The 15,934-nt window shown below is 61.2% G+C and carries 19 protein-coding genes; 3 read left to right on the plus strand and 16 right to left on the minus strand.

Annotated elements, in window-relative coordinates; translation table 11 throughout:
* Positions 1–3: 3 nt before the first annotated feature.
* The 11 genes from Q0V31_RS07600 to Q0V31_RS07650 all read right to left on the minus strand — a co-directional run bounded on the left by Q0V31_RS07600 (position 4) and on the right by Q0V31_RS07650 (position 9,089).
* On the minus strand, positions 4–327 hold the full coding sequence (locus Q0V31_RS07600; RefSeq protein WP_298186400.1) for a DUF3392 domain-containing protein: 324 nt from the start codon (positions 325–327) through the stop codon (positions 4–6).
* Positions 328–358: 31 nt separating this feature from the next.
* Positions 359–1,519 carry a radical SAM family heme chaperone HemW gene (gene hemW / locus Q0V31_RS07605; RefSeq protein WP_298186403.1) on the minus strand — a complete coding sequence of 387 codons (1,161 nt, stop codon included), beginning with the start codon at positions 1,517–1,519 and terminating at the stop codon, positions 359–361.
* On the minus strand, positions 1,516–2,112 hold the full coding sequence (gene rdgB / locus Q0V31_RS07610) for an RdgB/HAM1 family non-canonical purine NTP pyrophosphatase (RefSeq protein ID WP_298186406.1): 597 nt from the start codon (positions 2,110–2,112) through the stop codon (positions 1,516–1,518). The genes hemW and rdgB overlap by 4 nt, the downstream gene beginning before the upstream one ends.
* Positions 2,109–2,528, minus strand: a complete 420-nt coding sequence (locus Q0V31_RS07615) for a DUF4426 domain-containing protein (RefSeq protein ID WP_298186409.1) — start codon at positions 2,526–2,528, stop codon at positions 2,109–2,111. The genes rdgB and Q0V31_RS07615 overlap by 4 nt, the downstream gene beginning before the upstream one ends.
* Positions 2,529–2,543: 15 nt before the next feature.
* Positions 2,544–3,188: a methionine biosynthesis protein MetW gene (gene metW / locus Q0V31_RS07620; protein WP_298186411.1), complete on the minus strand. Its 645-nt coding sequence runs from the start codon at positions 3,186–3,188 to the stop codon at positions 2,544–2,546.
* Between the two features lie 2 nt (positions 3,189–3,190).
* A complete protein-coding gene (locus Q0V31_RS07625) occupies positions 3,191–4,330 on the minus strand; it encodes a homoserine O-acetyltransferase (RefSeq protein ID WP_298186414.1) in 1,140 nt (379 codons plus the stop codon).
* A 96-nt stretch (positions 4,331–4,426) separates the two neighbouring features.
* Complete coding sequence (locus Q0V31_RS07630) at positions 4,427–6,409, minus strand: dynamin-like GTPase family protein (RefSeq protein WP_298186416.1); 1,983 nt, start codon at positions 6,407–6,409, stop codon at positions 4,427–4,429.
* 229 nt (positions 6,410–6,638) lie between these two features.
* Positions 6,639–6,935, minus strand: coding sequence for a DUF167 family protein (locus tag Q0V31_RS07635; protein WP_298186419.1), 297 nt, complete (start codon positions 6,933–6,935; stop codon positions 6,639–6,641).
* Positions 6,936–6,948: 13 nt separating this feature from the next.
* Positions 6,949–7,539: a YggT family protein gene (locus Q0V31_RS07640; protein ID WP_298186423.1), complete on the minus strand. Its 591-nt coding sequence runs from the start codon at positions 7,537–7,539 to the stop codon at positions 6,949–6,951.
* Between the two features lie 9 nt (positions 7,540–7,548).
* Entirely contained in the window at positions 7,549–8,367 is an 819-nt protein-coding gene (gene proC / locus Q0V31_RS07645; RefSeq protein ID WP_298186425.1) for a pyrroline-5-carboxylate reductase, read from the minus strand.
* A 35-nt stretch (positions 8,368–8,402) separates the two neighbouring features.
* Entirely contained in the window at positions 8,403–9,089 is a 687-nt protein-coding gene (locus Q0V31_RS07650; RefSeq protein WP_298186427.1) for a YggS family pyridoxal phosphate-dependent enzyme, read from the minus strand.
* A 63-nt stretch (positions 9,090–9,152) separates the two neighbouring features.
* Here Q0V31_RS07650 and Q0V31_RS07655 point away from each other — a divergent pair, with 63 nt between their 5' ends.
* The 3 genes from Q0V31_RS07655 to Q0V31_RS07665 all read left to right on the plus strand — a co-directional run bounded on the left by Q0V31_RS07655 (position 9,153) and on the right by Q0V31_RS07665 (position 11,942).
* Entirely contained in the window at positions 9,153–10,187 is a 1,035-nt protein-coding gene (locus Q0V31_RS07655) for a type IV pilus twitching motility protein PilT (RefSeq protein ID WP_298186429.1), read from the plus strand.
* A 106-nt stretch (positions 10,188–10,293) separates the two neighbouring features.
* Entirely contained in the window at positions 10,294–11,439 is a 1,146-nt protein-coding gene (locus Q0V31_RS07660) for a PilT/PilU family type 4a pilus ATPase (protein WP_298186431.1), read from the plus strand.
* 101 nt (positions 11,440–11,540) lie between these two features.
* Positions 11,541–11,942, plus strand: a complete 402-nt coding sequence (locus Q0V31_RS07665) for an NINE protein (protein ID WP_298186432.1) — start codon at positions 11,541–11,543, stop codon at positions 11,940–11,942.
* Between the two features lie 108 nt (positions 11,943–12,050).
* Here the strand turns inward: Q0V31_RS07665 and Q0V31_RS07670 are convergent, their stop codons facing one another.
* The 5 genes from Q0V31_RS07670 to Q0V31_RS07690 are packed head-to-tail and all read right to left on the minus strand — an operon-like array spanning position 12,051 to position 15,894.
* Complete coding sequence (locus Q0V31_RS07670) at positions 12,051–13,322, minus strand: dihydroorotase (RefSeq protein ID WP_298186434.1); 1,272 nt, start codon at positions 13,320–13,322, stop codon at positions 12,051–12,053.
* Positions 13,322–14,332 carry an aspartate carbamoyltransferase catalytic subunit gene (locus Q0V31_RS07675; RefSeq protein ID WP_298186437.1) on the minus strand — a complete coding sequence of 337 codons (1,011 nt, stop codon included), beginning with the start codon at positions 14,330–14,332 and terminating at the stop codon, positions 13,322–13,324. The genes Q0V31_RS07670 and Q0V31_RS07675 overlap by 1 nt, the downstream gene beginning before the upstream one ends.
* A gap of 10 nt (positions 14,333–14,342) precedes the next feature.
* Positions 14,343–14,849: a bifunctional pyr operon transcriptional regulator/uracil phosphoribosyltransferase PyrR gene (gene pyrR, locus Q0V31_RS07680; protein WP_298186439.1), complete on the minus strand. Its 507-nt coding sequence runs from the start codon at positions 14,847–14,849 to the stop codon at positions 14,343–14,345.
* A gap of 32 nt (positions 14,850–14,881) precedes the next feature.
* Positions 14,882–15,325, minus strand: a complete 444-nt coding sequence (gene ruvX, locus Q0V31_RS07685) for a Holliday junction resolvase RuvX (protein WP_298186441.1) — start codon at positions 15,323–15,325, stop codon at positions 14,882–14,884.
* Positions 15,325–15,894, minus strand: a complete 570-nt coding sequence (locus tag Q0V31_RS07690; protein WP_298186444.1) for a YqgE/AlgH family protein — start codon at positions 15,892–15,894, stop codon at positions 15,325–15,327. The genes ruvX and Q0V31_RS07690 overlap by 1 nt, the downstream gene beginning before the upstream one ends.
* Positions 15,895–15,934 lie beyond the last annotated feature (40 nt).

Consider the following 15,934-nt stretch of genomic DNA (forward strand, 5'->3'; position numbering starts at 1 on the left):
GGCCTAGTTGCGGTCGGCGAGGATGCCGATGATAAAGAACACCAGGATCAGCATCGGCGCCAGGGTGAAGTTGTTAAACAAGCCCAGGCCCTTGGCCAGGTAAGGCGTGGCGAAGACGATCAGCAAGCCGTAACCCAAGGCGCAGAGCAGCACGAAGATCAGCGTGCGCAAGATGAAGTTCATGCTGCTGGTATTGCGTTGCACCCAGGCGTTGATGCCGGGGCCGAACAGCACCAGCAGGGTCGCCATGATCGTCAGCGAGATGTCGTAGAGGTGGCTGCGGCTCCAGCGCGACAGGGTGACGATCAGGTCGAGTAGCAGGTCCATCAAGGTTTCCTTAGCCGTGCTGGCGCATGCGTTAGGGGAGAAAGTGTTGCAGCAGGTCATTGAGGAACAGCTGGCCTTCGCGGGTGGCGCTCAGGCGCGTCGGATCGCTGTGCAGCAGGCCGCGCTGCTGGGCCTCTGTACGTGCCGCTGTGAGCTGGCTCAGCGGCAGGCCGGTGCGTTGAGTGAATAGCTCGCTGGCGACGCCGTCGGTGAGACGCAGCACATTCATCAGAAATTCAAAGGGCAACTCATCGGCACTCAGTACGCGCTCGCCGGCGTTGAAGCGCTTGCTGCTGTCGAGGTAGTCCTTGGGCAGGCGGGTCTTCCAGCTGCGGCTGATGCGCCCGTCCGGGCTGCTCAGCTTGGCGTGGGCGCCGGCACCGATGCCGAGAAAATCGCCAAAGGTCCAGTAATTGAGATTATGCCGCGCGGCTTTGCCGGCTTGGGCGTAAGCCGACACTTCATACTGCGCGTAGCCTTCGGCAGCCAGCAGGGCCTGCCCGGCCTCCTGGATGTCCCAGAGGATGTCGTCCTCGGGCATCACTGGCGGCTGGTTCCAGAACACCGTGTTCGGTTCTACCGTCAGCTGGTACCAGGACAGGTGCGTCGGCTGCTGGGCGATGGCGATGCGTAAATCGCTGAGGGCATCCTCGATGGACTGATCCGGCAAGCCGTGCATCAGGTCCAGGTTGAAATTATCGAAACCGGCGGCGCGAGCCATGTCGGCGGCGTGCACGGCTTCATCGCCATCGTGGATGCGCCCCAGCGCGATCAACTTGGGCGCCTGGAAGCTCTGTACACCGATCGACAGGCGATTGATGCCCAGGCTGCGGTAGTCGCGGAACTTGGCCTGTTCGAAGGTGCCTGGGTTGGCTTCCAGGGTGATTTCAATGTCTGGCGCAAACGCCACGCGTTGCTCGACGCCTTGCAGCAGGCGGCTGAGGGCCTTGGCTGAAAACAGGCTGGGCGTACCGCCGCCGAAGAAAATCGAGGTCAGCGGCCGGCCATGAACGTGGCCCAAGTCGGCATCCAGGTCAGCGAGTAGGGCGTCGACGTAGGCTTCCTCCGGCAGATTCGGCCCGGCGGTGTGGGAGTTGAAGTCGCAATACGGGCACTTCTTCACGCACCAGGGGATGTGCACATAGAGTGCCAGCGGCGGCAGCGCGAAGCCGCCGCCGGAGGAGTCGTTCATACCAGCCCCAGCCGCTGTTTGAGCAGGGCCATGGCGCGGGCGCGGTGGCTGATCTGGTTCTTCTCGGCGGCCGGCAGCTCGGCGCTGGAACAGTCACGTTCGGGCACCCAGAACAGCGGGTCATAGCCAAAGCCTTCGATGCCTTGCGCGGCGTGCAGGATGCGCCCGTGCCAGAGGCCTTCGCAGATAATCGGCAGTGGGTCGTCGGCATGCCGTACCAGTGCCAGGCAGCAGACGAACTGCGCGCCGCGCTCAGCGTCCGGCACAGCCTTTAATACGTCGAGCAGCTTGGCGTTATTCGCCGCATCACCCTGGCCATCGGCATAACGCGCCGAATAGATGCCCGGTGCGCCACCGAGAAAGTCCACCGCCAGGCCGGAGTCGTCAGCCAATGCCGGCAAGCCGGAAACCCGCGCCGCGTTACGCGCCTTGAGGATGGCGTTCTCGATAAACGACAGGCCGGTTTCTTCCGGCTCGACGGCAGAAAACTCACCGACCGAGCGCACACGCACGCTGCTGCCGAGCATGGCTTGCAGTTCTTTGAGTTTGCCGGCGTTGTGGCTGGCCAGCACCAGTTCGTTGAAGTGGATCATCGGTCGGGGAAAAACTCCTGGTTGAACTCGACGCTGTGCGCGACGCCATCGGCCACGCGGACAGAGAGGGTGAAGCGCAGCATTTCCTGCTGGGTGAAGGGGAACTGCGCCAGGTAGTAGATGGCTTCGCCTTCATTGACCTGCTTGAAGCTGAGCGTATGGCTACGCCCGACCAGGTCTTTGACCTCGCCGCTGACGCTGGCGCTGCTGGCTTTGCCGGCTTTGAGCACGGAAATGTTGAGCACCCCCAGGGTCTTGCTGCGGGCCAGGCCGTTGGCAGCGGCAATGTCCGGCTGCAGAAAGCTGGAGTTGAAGGCGATGTAGTGCACATCCAGATCGCCAAAGCTCTGCTTGCGCTCAGCCAGCGCGGGCAGGCTCAGGCATAGGGCGATAAACAACACGGCAATACGATGCATGGTGATTCTCCTGATTCAATCAACCTGAACAGCAGCCCGTTCAACGGTTGAGGTGTCGGGCTTGGGGGGGGCGCCGCTAATCCGGTAAATACCGATCTCACCTAACAGATTAGGCCAGATACGGCTGGCCCAGCCGTGCCGGTGGTCGCGATCCACGGCCAAGCGATTTTTGATTTTCGCACCCTGATCGTGGCAGAGGTTTTCGAAATCTTCGAAGGTGCAGAAGTGGATGTTCGGCGTGTTGAACCAGGTGTAGGGCAGAAAGTCCGAGACCGGCATACGGCCTTTAGTGGTCAGGTACCAGCGGCAACGCCAGTGGGCGAAGTTGGGGAAGGTGATGATGCAGGTCTTGCCGACCCGGAGCATTTCCGCGAGCACCTTGTCGGGGTAGTGCAGGGCCTGCAGTGACTGGGTCATCACCACCACATCGAAGCTGCTACTGGCGAAGTTGCTCAGGCCTTTGTCGAGGTTCTGCTCGATCACGTTAACGCCCTTGCTGACGCACTGGGCGATATTGTCCGCATCGATCTCCAGGCCATAGCCGCTGACCTGTTTGTGCTCCGTCAGCCAGGCGAGCAATTCGCCGTTACCGCAGCCGAGGTCCAGCACGCGGCTGCCAGCCGGAATCCACTCTTGAATGATTTCTAGATCCGCGCGCATGGCTACACCTTAATCCGTTTCATATAGCTGTCGAATGCCTGCAAATAGCGCGGAATGGGGATCAGGAAGGCGTCGTGGCCCTGTGGCGCGTCGATTTCCAGGTAGCAGACGTTTTTCCGCGCGGCGGTCAGCGCGTCGACGATTTCCCGCGAGCGCAGCGGCGAAAAGCGCCAGTCCGTGGTGAAGGACATCACACAAAAATCGGCGGTCACCCCGGCCAGGGTCTTGGCCAGATCGCCATCGTGCTGGGCCGCCGGGTCGAAGTAATCGAGCGCCTTGGTCATCAGCAGGTAGGTGTTGGCATCGAAACGGGTGGAGAACTCCTCGCCCTGATAACGCAGGTAGCTTTCCACTTGGAACTCGACGCTGTGGAAGTCGTAGTTGAGCTTCTCGCTCTTCAGTCCACGGCCGAATTTTTCGCCCATGGCGTCATCCGACAGGTAGGTGATGTGCCCGACCATGCGCGCCAGCATCAGCCCGCGCTTGGGGATCTCGCCCTGTTCCTGGAAGTGTCCGCCATGGAACTGTGGATCGGTGAGGATCGCCTGGCGCGCGACTTCGTTGAAGGCGATGTTCTGCGCCGATAACTTGGGCGCTGAAGCAATTGCCAGGCAATGACGCACGCGCTCGGGGTAGCTGATGGTCCATTGCATGGCCTGCATGCCGCCGAGGCTACCGCCGACGACGGCGGCCCATTGCTGGATGCCCAGGCTGTCGGCCAGGCGCGCCTGGCTGTGCACCCAGTCCTCCACGGTCATCACCGGGAAGTCCGCGCCAAACGGCTTGCCGGTGGCCGGGTTGAGGCTGCTGGGGCCGGTGGAGCCGTTGCAGCCGCCGAGATTGTTCAGGCTGACGACGAAGAACTTGTTGGTGTCGATCGGCTTGCCGGGACCAATGCAGCTGTCCCACCAACCGGGTTTACGGTCATCCGGGCTGTGATAGCCGGCGGCGTGATGGTGGCCAGACAAGGCATGGCAGATCAACACGGCGTTACTGGCCGTGGCGTTGAGCTCGCCATAGGTTTCGAAGATCAGCTCATAGTCGGCCAGGCTGCGCCCGCAGGCCAATGCCAGCGGTTCGGCAAAGTGCAGAACCTGTGGAGTGACCAGGCCAACAGAGTCTTGGGGGAAAGCAATCGACATCGACCCTGCTCGCAATAAAGGAAGAGCCGCAGTCTAAAGAGCGCCGCCCCAGGCAGCAAGCGCGTGGGGCGGCGCGAACCGGCGCAGTGTGTGCGGCTATTCGCCCATGCTGTGCGGGCGGGCGATTCCTGGCAGGCTGACGACTTTGCCCTGACGCAGCACGGGGGCTGGGCGGCGCAAGGTGCGCAGCATGTCAGCGGCCTGCGCCAGCTGCTGCTCCAGCTCGGCGCTGTAACGCGCCAGTTGCTGGCCGCGCTGGCGCGCTTGCTGGGTTTCCTGAGCCAAGGCCTTGAGCCGCAGCATGTGGGTTTCCAGCAGCTGTTTGTGCTCCAGGGTGTGTTGCATCAAGGGCATCAGCGCATCGTTGGCCCACTGCTCGGCGTCCTGGCGCATGCGCTGGTGCAGGCCGATCACTTCCTGCACCAGGGTGGCGAAGAAACGTTTGGTCAGGCTGCGCTGTTCGGTCAGCAGGGTTTTCAGCTGCAGGCGGAACTGGTCAGCCTTGGCCTGCTGCTGTTTCAGCTCACGCAGGTAGCGGCTGATGTTGAACTGCGGCGCATCGACGCCATGCAGCGGGTTTTCTTCGTTGTGCCGGCGATAGATGGCCGCGACCATCTTGTTGGCCATCTCGGCTTCCTGGCTCAGGTTGTGCTGATCCTGCTCCACGCTGCGGAAGAAACGCAGGATTGCCTGGTTGATGCCCAGGGTGGTCCAGCTGCCGGTGAGGTCCATGCGCACCTTGTTCAGGTGTTCGTCCAGGCGCTCGCTGCGCGAGGCGTGACGCAGCAGGTCGCCCTGGCGCTTGAGCAGGCGCTGGTTGGTTTTCAGACCCAGTAGGCGTTTGTGGTGCTGGCTGTGGTCTTCCTTGGTCTTGGCGGTCAGTTCAAACAGCATCTGGCCGTTGTCGTGTTGGTGGTTGCTCAGCAGGGCCTGTTGCTCGTTGACCTTCTCCAGACGCAGATTGAGCACGTGCTGGCTGTTCTGCAGCAGGGCCATGACCTGGAACACCACGCGGTCTTCGAGCAGGCGCTCCTTCTGCGCGATGATGCGCTCGCAGAGCAGGTTTTCCAGGTTGCTGATCTGGCTGCGGGTCAGCAGCTCTTTGTCCTTGCGCACCTTGGCCAGCATCGCCTGTTTGGCTGACAGCGGCAGCACGTCCTCGACCCGGATGCCGAGCTGTTTGGCCGTGTTGGTTTGTATCTGGCGGATCGCGTTTTGCACGAAGGTCTCGCCCGCCAGGTCATCCCAGAGCACATCGATCTTGTTCAGCACGGCGAACAGGCAGGCCTGGGTGTCTTCGTCGAGCTGGCGAATATGTTGCTGCCAGACCGCCATGTCGCTGGCTGTTACTCCGGTGTCGGCGGACAGCAGGAAGATGATCGCCTCGGCGTTGGGCAGCATCGACAGGGTCAGTTCCGGCTCGCTGCCGAGGGCATTCAAGCCGGGGGTGTCGAGGATGCGCAGGCCTTGGCGCAGCAGCGGGTGGTCAAAGTTGACCATGGCATGGCGCCAGGCGGGCACCAGCACTTCGCCAGGCCGATGGGTGCTTTCCAGCATGTCCGGGTGGAAACCCAGGGCAATGGCTTGCTCGACCGGCATGGGCTTGCAGCGCGCCACTTGGTTAAAGGCCTGGACCATGTTGTCCGGGTCGCTGAGGTCCAGGGTGATATTCACCCAGTGCGCCGGAATGCGCTTGAACTGCGCGATGCTGGCTTCGGACACACGGGTCTCGATGGGCAGCAGGCGGATGTAGGAACGCTCCGAGCGTGGGTCGAAGAACAGCTCGGTGGGGCACATGGTGGTGCGCCCGGCCTGGGACGGCAGCATGCGCTGGCCGTAGGAGGAGAAGAACAGGCTGTTGATCAGTTCGGTTTTGCCGCGAGAAAACTCGCCGACAAAGGCCAGGGTGATGTGGTCGGTGCGCAGCAGCTTGAGGGCGCGCTCAAGCTTGTCTTCCACCGCTGCGGAGTTCAGCCGGTTGTTTGCCAGCCAACTGCGGTAGCGCGTGATCTCGCGCATCAGCTCGCGCTTCCAGGTGACGTAAGCATCGACCTGTTGACTGAGACGTTCCATGCTCATCCTTGGCTTTCCTCTGGTGGTGCATCCATTGTGGGGCGATTGTATACGCTGGCCGAATCAAGTCGGGTAACCATTGAGCGATGCCGCGCCAGGCTGATGTGGCCGCTAGCGCTTTAAAGGCTGTGGCATGACCTCAGGTCCATGCATCCGTGGATAGACCTGCCGGGCATTATGCGGGTCGCAGCTGTGACGTCAATTGCAGGCGGTTATGCGCCCGCCTTGTGGTCGCTCAGGGCGACTGAATGGTCAGGCCGAGTTCGCCTGGAAGGCGCAGCGGCTGTTTGATGCGTACGCGCTTTTGTCGGCTCTGCTGGCCGCTTTCCAGGCTGATCTGACTTTTGCTCACGGCGAAGGCGCTGGCCAGAAAGGCCAGCAGGTGGGCATTGGCCTTGCCATCCACAGGCGGCGCAGTGAGGCGGATCTTCACGCGCCCGCCGTGCAGCCCGGCGAACTCATCTGTGCTCGCTTTGGGTTGCAGGTGGCACGCGAGGATCAGGTCTTCGCCGTCCCAGCGGAAGTGGCTCATCGGTCGCTCGGGGTCAGAGCGCCAGGCTGAGGCCTTTGTACATGCCGGTCATGACGGCCAGGTTGCGAATCACCAACATGTCGATCAGGTTGAGCAGCAAGAAGGCCACGATCGGCGACAGGTCCAGCCCTCCCATGCTGGGCAGGATGCGGCGAATCGGCGCCAGCAACGGCTCGCAGATCTGGTTGACCAGCATGGCGGCCGGGTTATGGCTGCCTTGTGCGACCCAGGAGAGAATCACGCTGATGATCAAAGCAAAGAAGAACACCTTGAGAAACAGTGCGGTAACGCCAATCACCGACCAGACCAGCAGCTGAACCGGGTTTTCCAGGCCGTAGCCGAGCAACATCAGGGTCAGTGCCATTAGCACCAGCTGTACCAGAATCGCCAGCACCAGGGACGCCAGGTCGAGGCCGGCCAGGCTGGGGATGATCTTGCGCAAGGGTTTCAGCAGCGGGTGGGTGGCGCGCACGATGAACTGGCTGAGCGGGTTATAGAAGTCCGCACGGACCAATTGCAGGATAAAGCGCAGCAACACGATAAGCAGGTACAGGCTGCCGATGGTTTGCAGGATGTAAACGGCGGCGGTGGTGAATCCAGTCATCTTCGTTCCTTATTGACCCAGTTGTTCGGCCAGCTCGGCTGAGCGGTGAGCGGCAGCGTTTAGGGCTTTTTCGACCAGTGCTTCGAAGCCATCAGCCTGGAAGCTTTTGATCGCCGCCTCGGTGGTGCCGGCGGGCGAGGTGACGCGGCGGCGCAGTTCGCTGGCATCGACATCGCTGGCGACGGCCATGCGCGCCGCGCCGAGGGCAGTGTGCAGGGTCAGCTGGGCGGCGGTGTCGCGCGGTAGGCCCAGTTTCTCGCCAGCGGCGGTCATGGCCTCAATCAGCAGGAAGAAGTAGGCCGGGCCGCTGCCAGATACCGCCGTGACCGCATCGATCTGTTCTTCTGTGTCCAGCCACAGGGCCAAACCAACGGCGCTGAGGAGCTGTTCGGCTTGCTCGCGTTGGTGCGACGAGACCTGGGCGTTGCCATACAGGCCGCTGACGCCCTGGCGCAGCAAGGCTGGGGTGTTGGGCATGCAGCGCACGATGGCGCGTGGGCCAAGCCAGTTTTCCAGGCTGGCGCAGCTGATGCCGGCAGCAATCGAAACCACCAATTGCTGCTCGCTGATATGGGCGGCGAGGTCTAGGCAGACGTCCTTCATGACCTGCGGCTTGACCGACAGCACGATCACGTCGGCAGCCTTGATTGCGTCGGCGTTGCTGGCGAAGGTTTCGATGCCATGCTCGGCGCTGATTTTGCTGCGTTGTTCGGCTCCGCGGTCACTGGCACGAATGGCGCTGGCGTCGATGCCTTGCGCGCGCAGGCCACCAATCAAGCTGGCGGCCATATTGCCGGCGCCGATAAAGGCAATGCGAGGAGTGGTCATAAAGGCTTCCTTGGTAAGGATGAAGGCACATTCAATCAGGTGTTGCGGTAATCACGCGCGCCGAATAATGCGGTGCCGATACGCACCCAGGTTGCGCCCTCGGCGATGGCCGCTTCCAAGTCATGGCTCATGCCCATGGACAAGGTGTCGAGGTCTAGGTTCAGACCTTGCTGCAGCTCACGCAGGCGGGCGAAGGCCGCGCGTTGTTCGGCAGGGTTATCGGTAGGCTCGGGAATTGTCATCAATCCGCGTAACTGCAGGTTGGGCAGTTGTGTAACCGCTTGTGCCAGGGCCGCTAGTTCATCTGGGCTGCAGCCGGACTTGCTGGCTTCGCCACTGACATTCACCTGCAGGCAGATATTTAGCGGCGGCAGGTGAGTCGGGCGCTGTGCAGACAGGCGTTCGGCGATCTTCAGGCGGTCCACCGAGTGCACCCAGCTGAAGTGCTCGGCGATAGGTTTGGTTTTGTTCGACTGGATCGGCCCAATAAAATGCCAGGTCAGTGGCAAATCGCACAGTTGCGCCTGTTTATCCAGGGCTTCCTGCAAGTAGTTCTCGCCGAAATCCGCCGTGCCGGCGCTAAACGCCTCACGCACGGCTTCCGCCGGTTTGGTTTTGCTCACTGCGAGCAGGCCGACAGACCCACAATCTCGCTGTGAGGCTTGCACCGCCTCACGTATGCGCATTCCGACCTTTGCAATATTCTCTGCTATCGTGGACATTACTTGCGCCCGCCGCCTGGGTTTAGCGGCATTCTACCTGCTTGTTTGTCATTAGGGAGTCCCATGGATATCACTGAATTGCTGGCCTTCAGCGCCAAGCAAGGTGCATCGGACCTGCACCTCTCCGCTGGTCTGCCCCCGATGATTCGGGTCGATGGTGATGTTCGCCGGATCAATTTGCCTGCACTGGACCATAAACAAGTACACGCGCTGATCTACGACATCATGAACGACAAGCAGCGCAAAGATTTCGAGGAGTTTCTCGAGACTGACTTCTCCTTTGAAGTGCCGGGTGTGGCGCGTTTCCGGGTTAACGCCTTCAACCAGAATCGCGGCCCTGGCGCGGTATTCCGCACCATTCCGTCGAAAGTGCTGAGCATGGAAGACCTCGGTATGGGCGAGATCTTCCGCAAAATATCTGATGTGCCACGCGGCTTGGTGCTGGTGACCGGGCCGACCGGTTCCGGTAAGTCGACCACCTTGGCGGCGATGCTCGACTACATCAACAGCAATAAGTATCACCACATTCTGACCGTCGAAGACCCGATCGAATTCGTTCATGAATCGAAAAAGTGCCTGATCAACCAGCGTGAAGTGCACCGCGACACCCTTGGCTTCTCCGAAGCCCTGCGCTCGGCGCTGCGTGAAGACCCGGACATCATTCTGGTCGGCGAGATGCGTGACCTGGAAACCATCCGCCTGGCCCTGACGGCCGCAGAAACGGGGCACCTGGTCTTTGGCACCCTGCACACCACCTCGGCGGCCAAGACCATCGACCGCGTGGTGGACGTATTCCCTGCCGAAGAAAAGTCCATGGTTCGCTCCATGCTTTCCGAGTCACTGCAGTCGGTTATCTCGCAGACCCTGCTGAAGAAAATCGGCGGCGGCCGCGTCGCCGCCCACGAAATCATGATCGGTACCCCGGCCATCCGTAACCTGATCCGTGAAGACAAGGTGGCGCAGATGTACTCGGCGATTCAGACCGGCGGTTCGCTGGGCATGCAGACCCTGGATTCTTGCCTGAAAACCCTGGTTTCCAAGGGCATCGTCAGCCGTGAAGCGGCCCGTGAAAAGGCCAAGACCCCGGAAAACTTCTAAATTGACAGGACCCGGCCGGCAATTGCCTGTCGGGTTTAGCCCGGCGGTAGCACGCGCGCCTGCCGCTGGCTTTGCATAACCGCGTGATGCACATGGGCGAACACTAATGGAATTCGAGAAACTGCTGCGTCTGATGGTCGAGAAGGGTGGCTCCGACCTGTTTATTACCGCAGGCGTGCCGCCGTCGATGAAGGTCAACGGCAAAATTATGCCGATTACCAAGACGCCCATGTCGCCAGAGCAAACCCGTGAAACCGTACACGCGGTGATGAACGAGCAGCAGCGCCGTGACTTTACTGAGAATCACGAGTGTAACTTCGCCATCAGCGCCCGTGGTATTGGGCGTTTCCGGGTCAGCGCCTTCTATCAGCGCAACCTGGCCGGCATGGTCTTGCGTCGTATCGAGACCAATATTCCGACCCTGGATGAGCTGAAGTTGCCGGAAGTTCTCAAGAAGCTGGCGCTGACCAAGCGCGGGCTGGTGCTCTTTGTGGGTGCCACTGGTACCGGTAAGTCGACTTCTCTGGCGGCGATGATCGGCTATCGCAACAAGAACAGTAGCGGTCACATCATCTCCATTGAAGACCCGATCGAATACATCCATCAGCATCAGAGCTGCATTGTCACCCAGCGTGAAGTGGGTATCGACACCGAATCGTTTGAGGTGGCGCTGAAAAACACCCTGCGTCAGGCTCCGGATGTGATCTTGATCGGTGAGGTGCGCACCCGCGAAACCATGGACCATGCCGTGGCCTTCGCCGAAACCGGGCACCTGTGCCTGGCCACCTTGCACGCCAACAACGCTAACCAGGCGTTGGACCGGATCATCAACTTCTTCCCGGCCGATCGGCAGAATCAGGTGTGGATGGACTTGTCGCTGAACCTCAAGGCCATCGTCGCACAGCAACTGATACCAACTCCCGATGGCAAAGGCCGGCGTGCGGTGATCGAAGTGTTGATCAACACCCCGCTGGCGGCGGACTTGATCCGCAAAGGCGAGGTGCACGAGCTCAAGGCGCTGATGAAGCGCTCCACCGAGCAGGGTATGCAAACCTTCGATCAGGCGCTGTACAACCTCTACAGCCAGGGCGAGATCACCTACGAAGATGCGCTGCTGTACGCAGACTCGGCCAACGACCTGCGCCTGATGATCAAGCTCGGTTCGGAAACCGATGGCGATCACCTGAGCAGCATGGCTCAGGGCCTCTCGTTGGAAGTCAGTGATGAGGAGCCCGGCCGGCGTTTCCGCTGACGGCGGTGGTAAACAAGCCCGCGTCAGCGGGTTTTTTATTGCAGCGAAACCTTGAGGCGCATGACCGGTCTTAAGCGCACAGGATAAACAAGGAGAGCTATATGGATACAAGGCACGATACCCATAGCAAGGTTATAGGCTACCTGTTGTGGATCTTTGGTTTTCTCGGTGCGCACCGTTTCTATTACGGTAAGCCGGTTACCGGGACCATCTGGTTTTTTACCTTTGGCCTGCTATTTATCGGCTGGATCGTCGATCTGTTTCTGATTCCGGCAATGGATCGTGAAGCGGATCTACGTTTTACCGCAGGCGATACCGATTACAACGTGGCTTGGATTCTGCTGACCTTCCTCGGTATTTTCGGTGTGCACCGCATGTATCAGGGTAAGTGGATCACCGGGATTATTTACCTCTGTACTGGCGGCTTGTTGTTGCTAGGCGTGCTGTATGACTTCTGGACGCTGAACACCCAGGTGTCGCTGAAGAACGCACAGCGGGCCTGAGTGTTCGGTAAAAAAAGCCCGCCATTTGGCGGGCTTTTTGTTTTTGCTTGTCCCTGTTGCTGGTTTTTAACGGCGCAGGGCAGACGCGCAGCGACCGTAAGCAGGTTCTCAGGCCTGGTAGCAGATGTGGCCATCAACCAGGGTGTAGCGCACTGCGCCAGGCAGGCAGTGGCCAATAAACGGGCAGTTGCTGCCTTTGGAAAACCAGCTTTCGCCAGCCAGAGTTGACGCCTGCGGGTCAAACAGCAGCAGGTCAGCTGCTGCGCCGACCTTGAGCCGGCCGAGCGGTAGGCCCAAGGCATCTGCCGGGCCGCTACTTAGGCGTGCTAGCAAAGTAGGCAGGTCGAGTAAGCCATCTTGTACCAGGCTCATCGCCAACGGCAGGAGCAACTGCACACTGCTGATACCCGCTTCCGTGGCGCCGAATGGGGCCAGTTTAGCGTCACGTTCATGCGGCTGATGGTGGCTGGAGATGGCTGAAATTACACCGCTTTTCACCGCCGCCCGCAGACCATCTCGGTCAGCTGCCGTGCGCAGCGGAGGCTGCACGTGGTACAGGCTGGAAAAGCCCTCCAGCGCCTCGTCAGTGAGGATTAACTGGTACATGGCCACGTCAGCTGTGACTGGCAGGCCGCGCGCCTGAGCATCGGCGATTAACTGCGCGCCACGAGCGCTGGTCAGCTGGCTGAAATGCGCGCGCACGCCGGTTTGTTCGACCAGCAATAAGTCACGCGCCAAGGCCACGGTCTCGGCGCTTTCCGGAATGCCCGGCAGGCCGAGGAAACTGGCCATTGCGCCTTCATGTGCCAGACCGCCTTCGGCTAGATCGTGATCTTGAGAATGGAAGATCACCGTCAGGTCGAAGGTGGTTGCGTACTCCAGGGCGCGGCGCAGGGTGCGGTTATTGCGAAAGCTCTCGAGACCGTTGCCGAAGGCCACGCAGCCGGCGTCGCGTAATGCCACCAGTTCGGCCAACTGCTCGCCTTCCAGACCTTTGCTTAGCGCGCCGATCGGGAAGACTTTGGTGTGCCCGGCCTCGCGGGCGCGGTCGAGAATCAGCTCGGCCACGGCCGGGGTATCGAGTACCGGTTTGGTAAAGGGGGGGCAGCACAGGCTGGTGACGCCACCGGCAGCGGCGGCCAGGGTTTCCGTGGCAATACTGCCTTTACGGCTGTAGCCCGGTTCGCGCAGGGCGACGTTGAGGTCGACCAGGCCAGGTGCGGCGACTAGGCCTTGGGCGTCGATGTTCTGCTCGACGACAAAGCCGGCGGGAGCCTGGCCAATGGCGACAATCTTGGCGCTTTCGATAAAGATATCGGCGACCTGATCGAAGCCGCTGCTGGGATCGATCACCCGGGCTCCGAGGATACGGATACGCATCAGTTCTGCTCCTCGGCATCTTGATTGAGTAGGCGTTGGGCGTTTTGCCCGCTCATGGTCATGGACAGCACGGCCATGCGAATGGCGATGCCGTAGGTAACCTGATTAAGGATCACCGATTGCGGGCCGTCGGCTACCGCTGATTCGATCTCAACGCCACGGTTGATCGGCCCAGGGTGCATTACCAGCGCATCGGGTTTCGCCAGTTTGAGGCGTTCTTCGGTCAGGCCGAACAGGCGGTAGAACTCGCCCTCGCTGGGCAGCAGGCCGCCGCTCATGCGCTCACGCTGCAGGCGCAGCATGATCACCACGTCGACGTCCTTAAGGCCCTTGGCCATATCGCTGTAAACGCTGACGCCATATTGCTCAATACCGACCGGCAGTAGGGTTTTGGGCGCGATCACGCGGATGTCCGGGCAGCCCAGGGTCTTCAGCGCGAGCATGTTCGAACGCGCGACCCGCGAGTGCAGGATGTCGCCAACAATCGCCACCGAGAGGTTCTCGAAGCTGCCCTTGTGGCGGCGGATGGTCAGCATGTCGAGCATGCCCTGGGTCGGGTGTGCGTGGCGGCCGTCGCCGCCGTTGATGATCGCCAGGTTCGGGCAGACATGCTCGGCAATAAAGTGCGCGGCGCCGGAGTCGCCGTGGCGCACGACGAAGATGTCGGCGGCCATGGCTTCGAGGTTGCGTAGGGTGTCGAACAGGGTTTCGCCCTTGCTGGTCGAACTGGTCGACACGTTGAGGCTGATTACGTCGGCGGACAGGCGCTGGGCGGCCAGCTCGAAGGTGGTGCGGGTGCGCGTGGAGTTCTCGAAGAACACGTTGCACACGGTCTTGCCGCGCAGCAGCGGGACTTTCTTTACGGCCCGCTCGCCGACCTCAAGGAAGGAATCGGCAGTGTCGAGAATTTCTGTCAGCAGTTCGCGCGGCAGGCCGTCGATGGACAGAAAGTGGCGCAGTTGGCCTTGGTCATTGAGCTGCAGCGGGCGCTTGGTGGCTAGGGTCGTCATCGAGCGAGTCTCAGTTGGCAAGCGTCTGGAATTCGAGGGTCAGCGGCGTCGGGCCGGATAATTTTACCCGTTGATCCACCGCCAGCGACAGGGTTGCGCCGACTACGTCGGGACGAATCGGCAGTTCGCGGGCATTCAAGTCGAGCAAGCTAACCAGGGTTACGCTGGCTGGGCGGCCGTAGTCGAACAGCTCGTTAAGCGCGGCGCGGATGGTGCGGCCGCTCATCAGCACGTCGTCGATCAGCACCAGGTGCTGGCCCTCGATCTCGAACGGCAACTCGGACGGCTGCACCTGCGGGTGCAGGCCGTTCTGGGTGAAGTCATCCCGGTAGAAGGACACGTCGAGAATGCCCAGCGGGTCTTCGCGGTTCAGCGCTTCGAGCAGGGCCTGGGCGACCCAGACGCCGCCGGTGCGGATGCCGATAAAGCGCGGCTCGCTGATCCGCCGCTTGTTCAGGTGGCTGGTCAGCGCGGCGGCCATTTGCGGCAGCAGTTCGGCCGGGTTGGGTAAGCTCATGGCAACACTCCAGATACAGATTCGGCGGGCAGTTAGCCCGAGCAATTTTCTTCTAGCCAGCCTTGCAGTAACAGCGCAGCGGCAAGGGCGTCGACCGGGCGTTCGCGGTAGCCGCTGGTCTGCCCCTGTTGCAAGCGTTGGCCCTTGGCCTCGTAAGTGGTCAGGCGCTCGTCGTGGGTGTGTACGGGCAGGTTGAAACGGCCGTTGAGGCGGCGGGCGAATTTTTCTGCGCGCTCGCTCATCTCGCTTTTCGTGCCATCCATGTTCAGCGGCAGGCCGACGACGATGGCATCGGGTTGCCATTCCTTGATCAAGGCTTCGACTTTCTGCCAGTCCGGCACCCCGTTCTGCGCCTTGAGGATGCACAGCTCACGGGCCTGGCCGGTGATGATCTGGCCGACCGCCACGCCAATCTGTTTGCTGCCGTAATCAAAGCCCAGCAGCAGGCGCAGCGGTTTTGCCTTGGTTTCAGTCATCAGGCGTGTCCCGCTTGTGAGGTGAGCAGGCTGAGGTTGACGCCCAGGCGTGCGGCGGCCGCATTGAGGCGCTGGTCGAAGGGCAGGTCGAAGAGGATGCTGTTGTCGGCTGGGCAGGTCAGCCAGGCGTTATCAACCAGCTCGGCTTCCAGTTGTCCGGCTTCCCAGCCGGCATAGCCAAGGGTAATCAGGTATTTTTCCGGGCCGCTGCCGTCGGCAATGGCGAACAGCACGTCTTGCGATGTCGACAGGCCCAGTTCGCCCAGCTCCAGCGTCGCCTGGTACTGCGGGCCGCTGGGGTGCAGGACAAAGCCGCGGTCGGTCTGCACCGGGCCGCCCGTAAAGATCGGCAGGCTTTGGCACAGCACCGGTGGCTCGTCATCCGGGCGCAGTTGTTCGAGAACGTCGGCCAGGTTGAGGCCGTTGGGCTTGTTGATCACCAGGCCCATGGCACCGTGCTCGTTATGGTCGATCAGGTAGGTAACGGTCTGCGCAAAACGCGGATCGGCCATGTGCGGCATGGCAATCAGGAAGTGGTGCTTGAGGTAGCTGGGGCTGGCGTCTTTCATGGGGGTAGTTTGGAGCTTTGCGCGGCAAGCCTCAAGCTGC

The sequence above is a fragment of the uncultured Pseudomonas sp. genome, from assembly GCF_943846705.1.
GTDB lineage: Bacteria > Pseudomonadota > Gammaproteobacteria > Pseudomonadales > Pseudomonadaceae > Aquipseudomonas.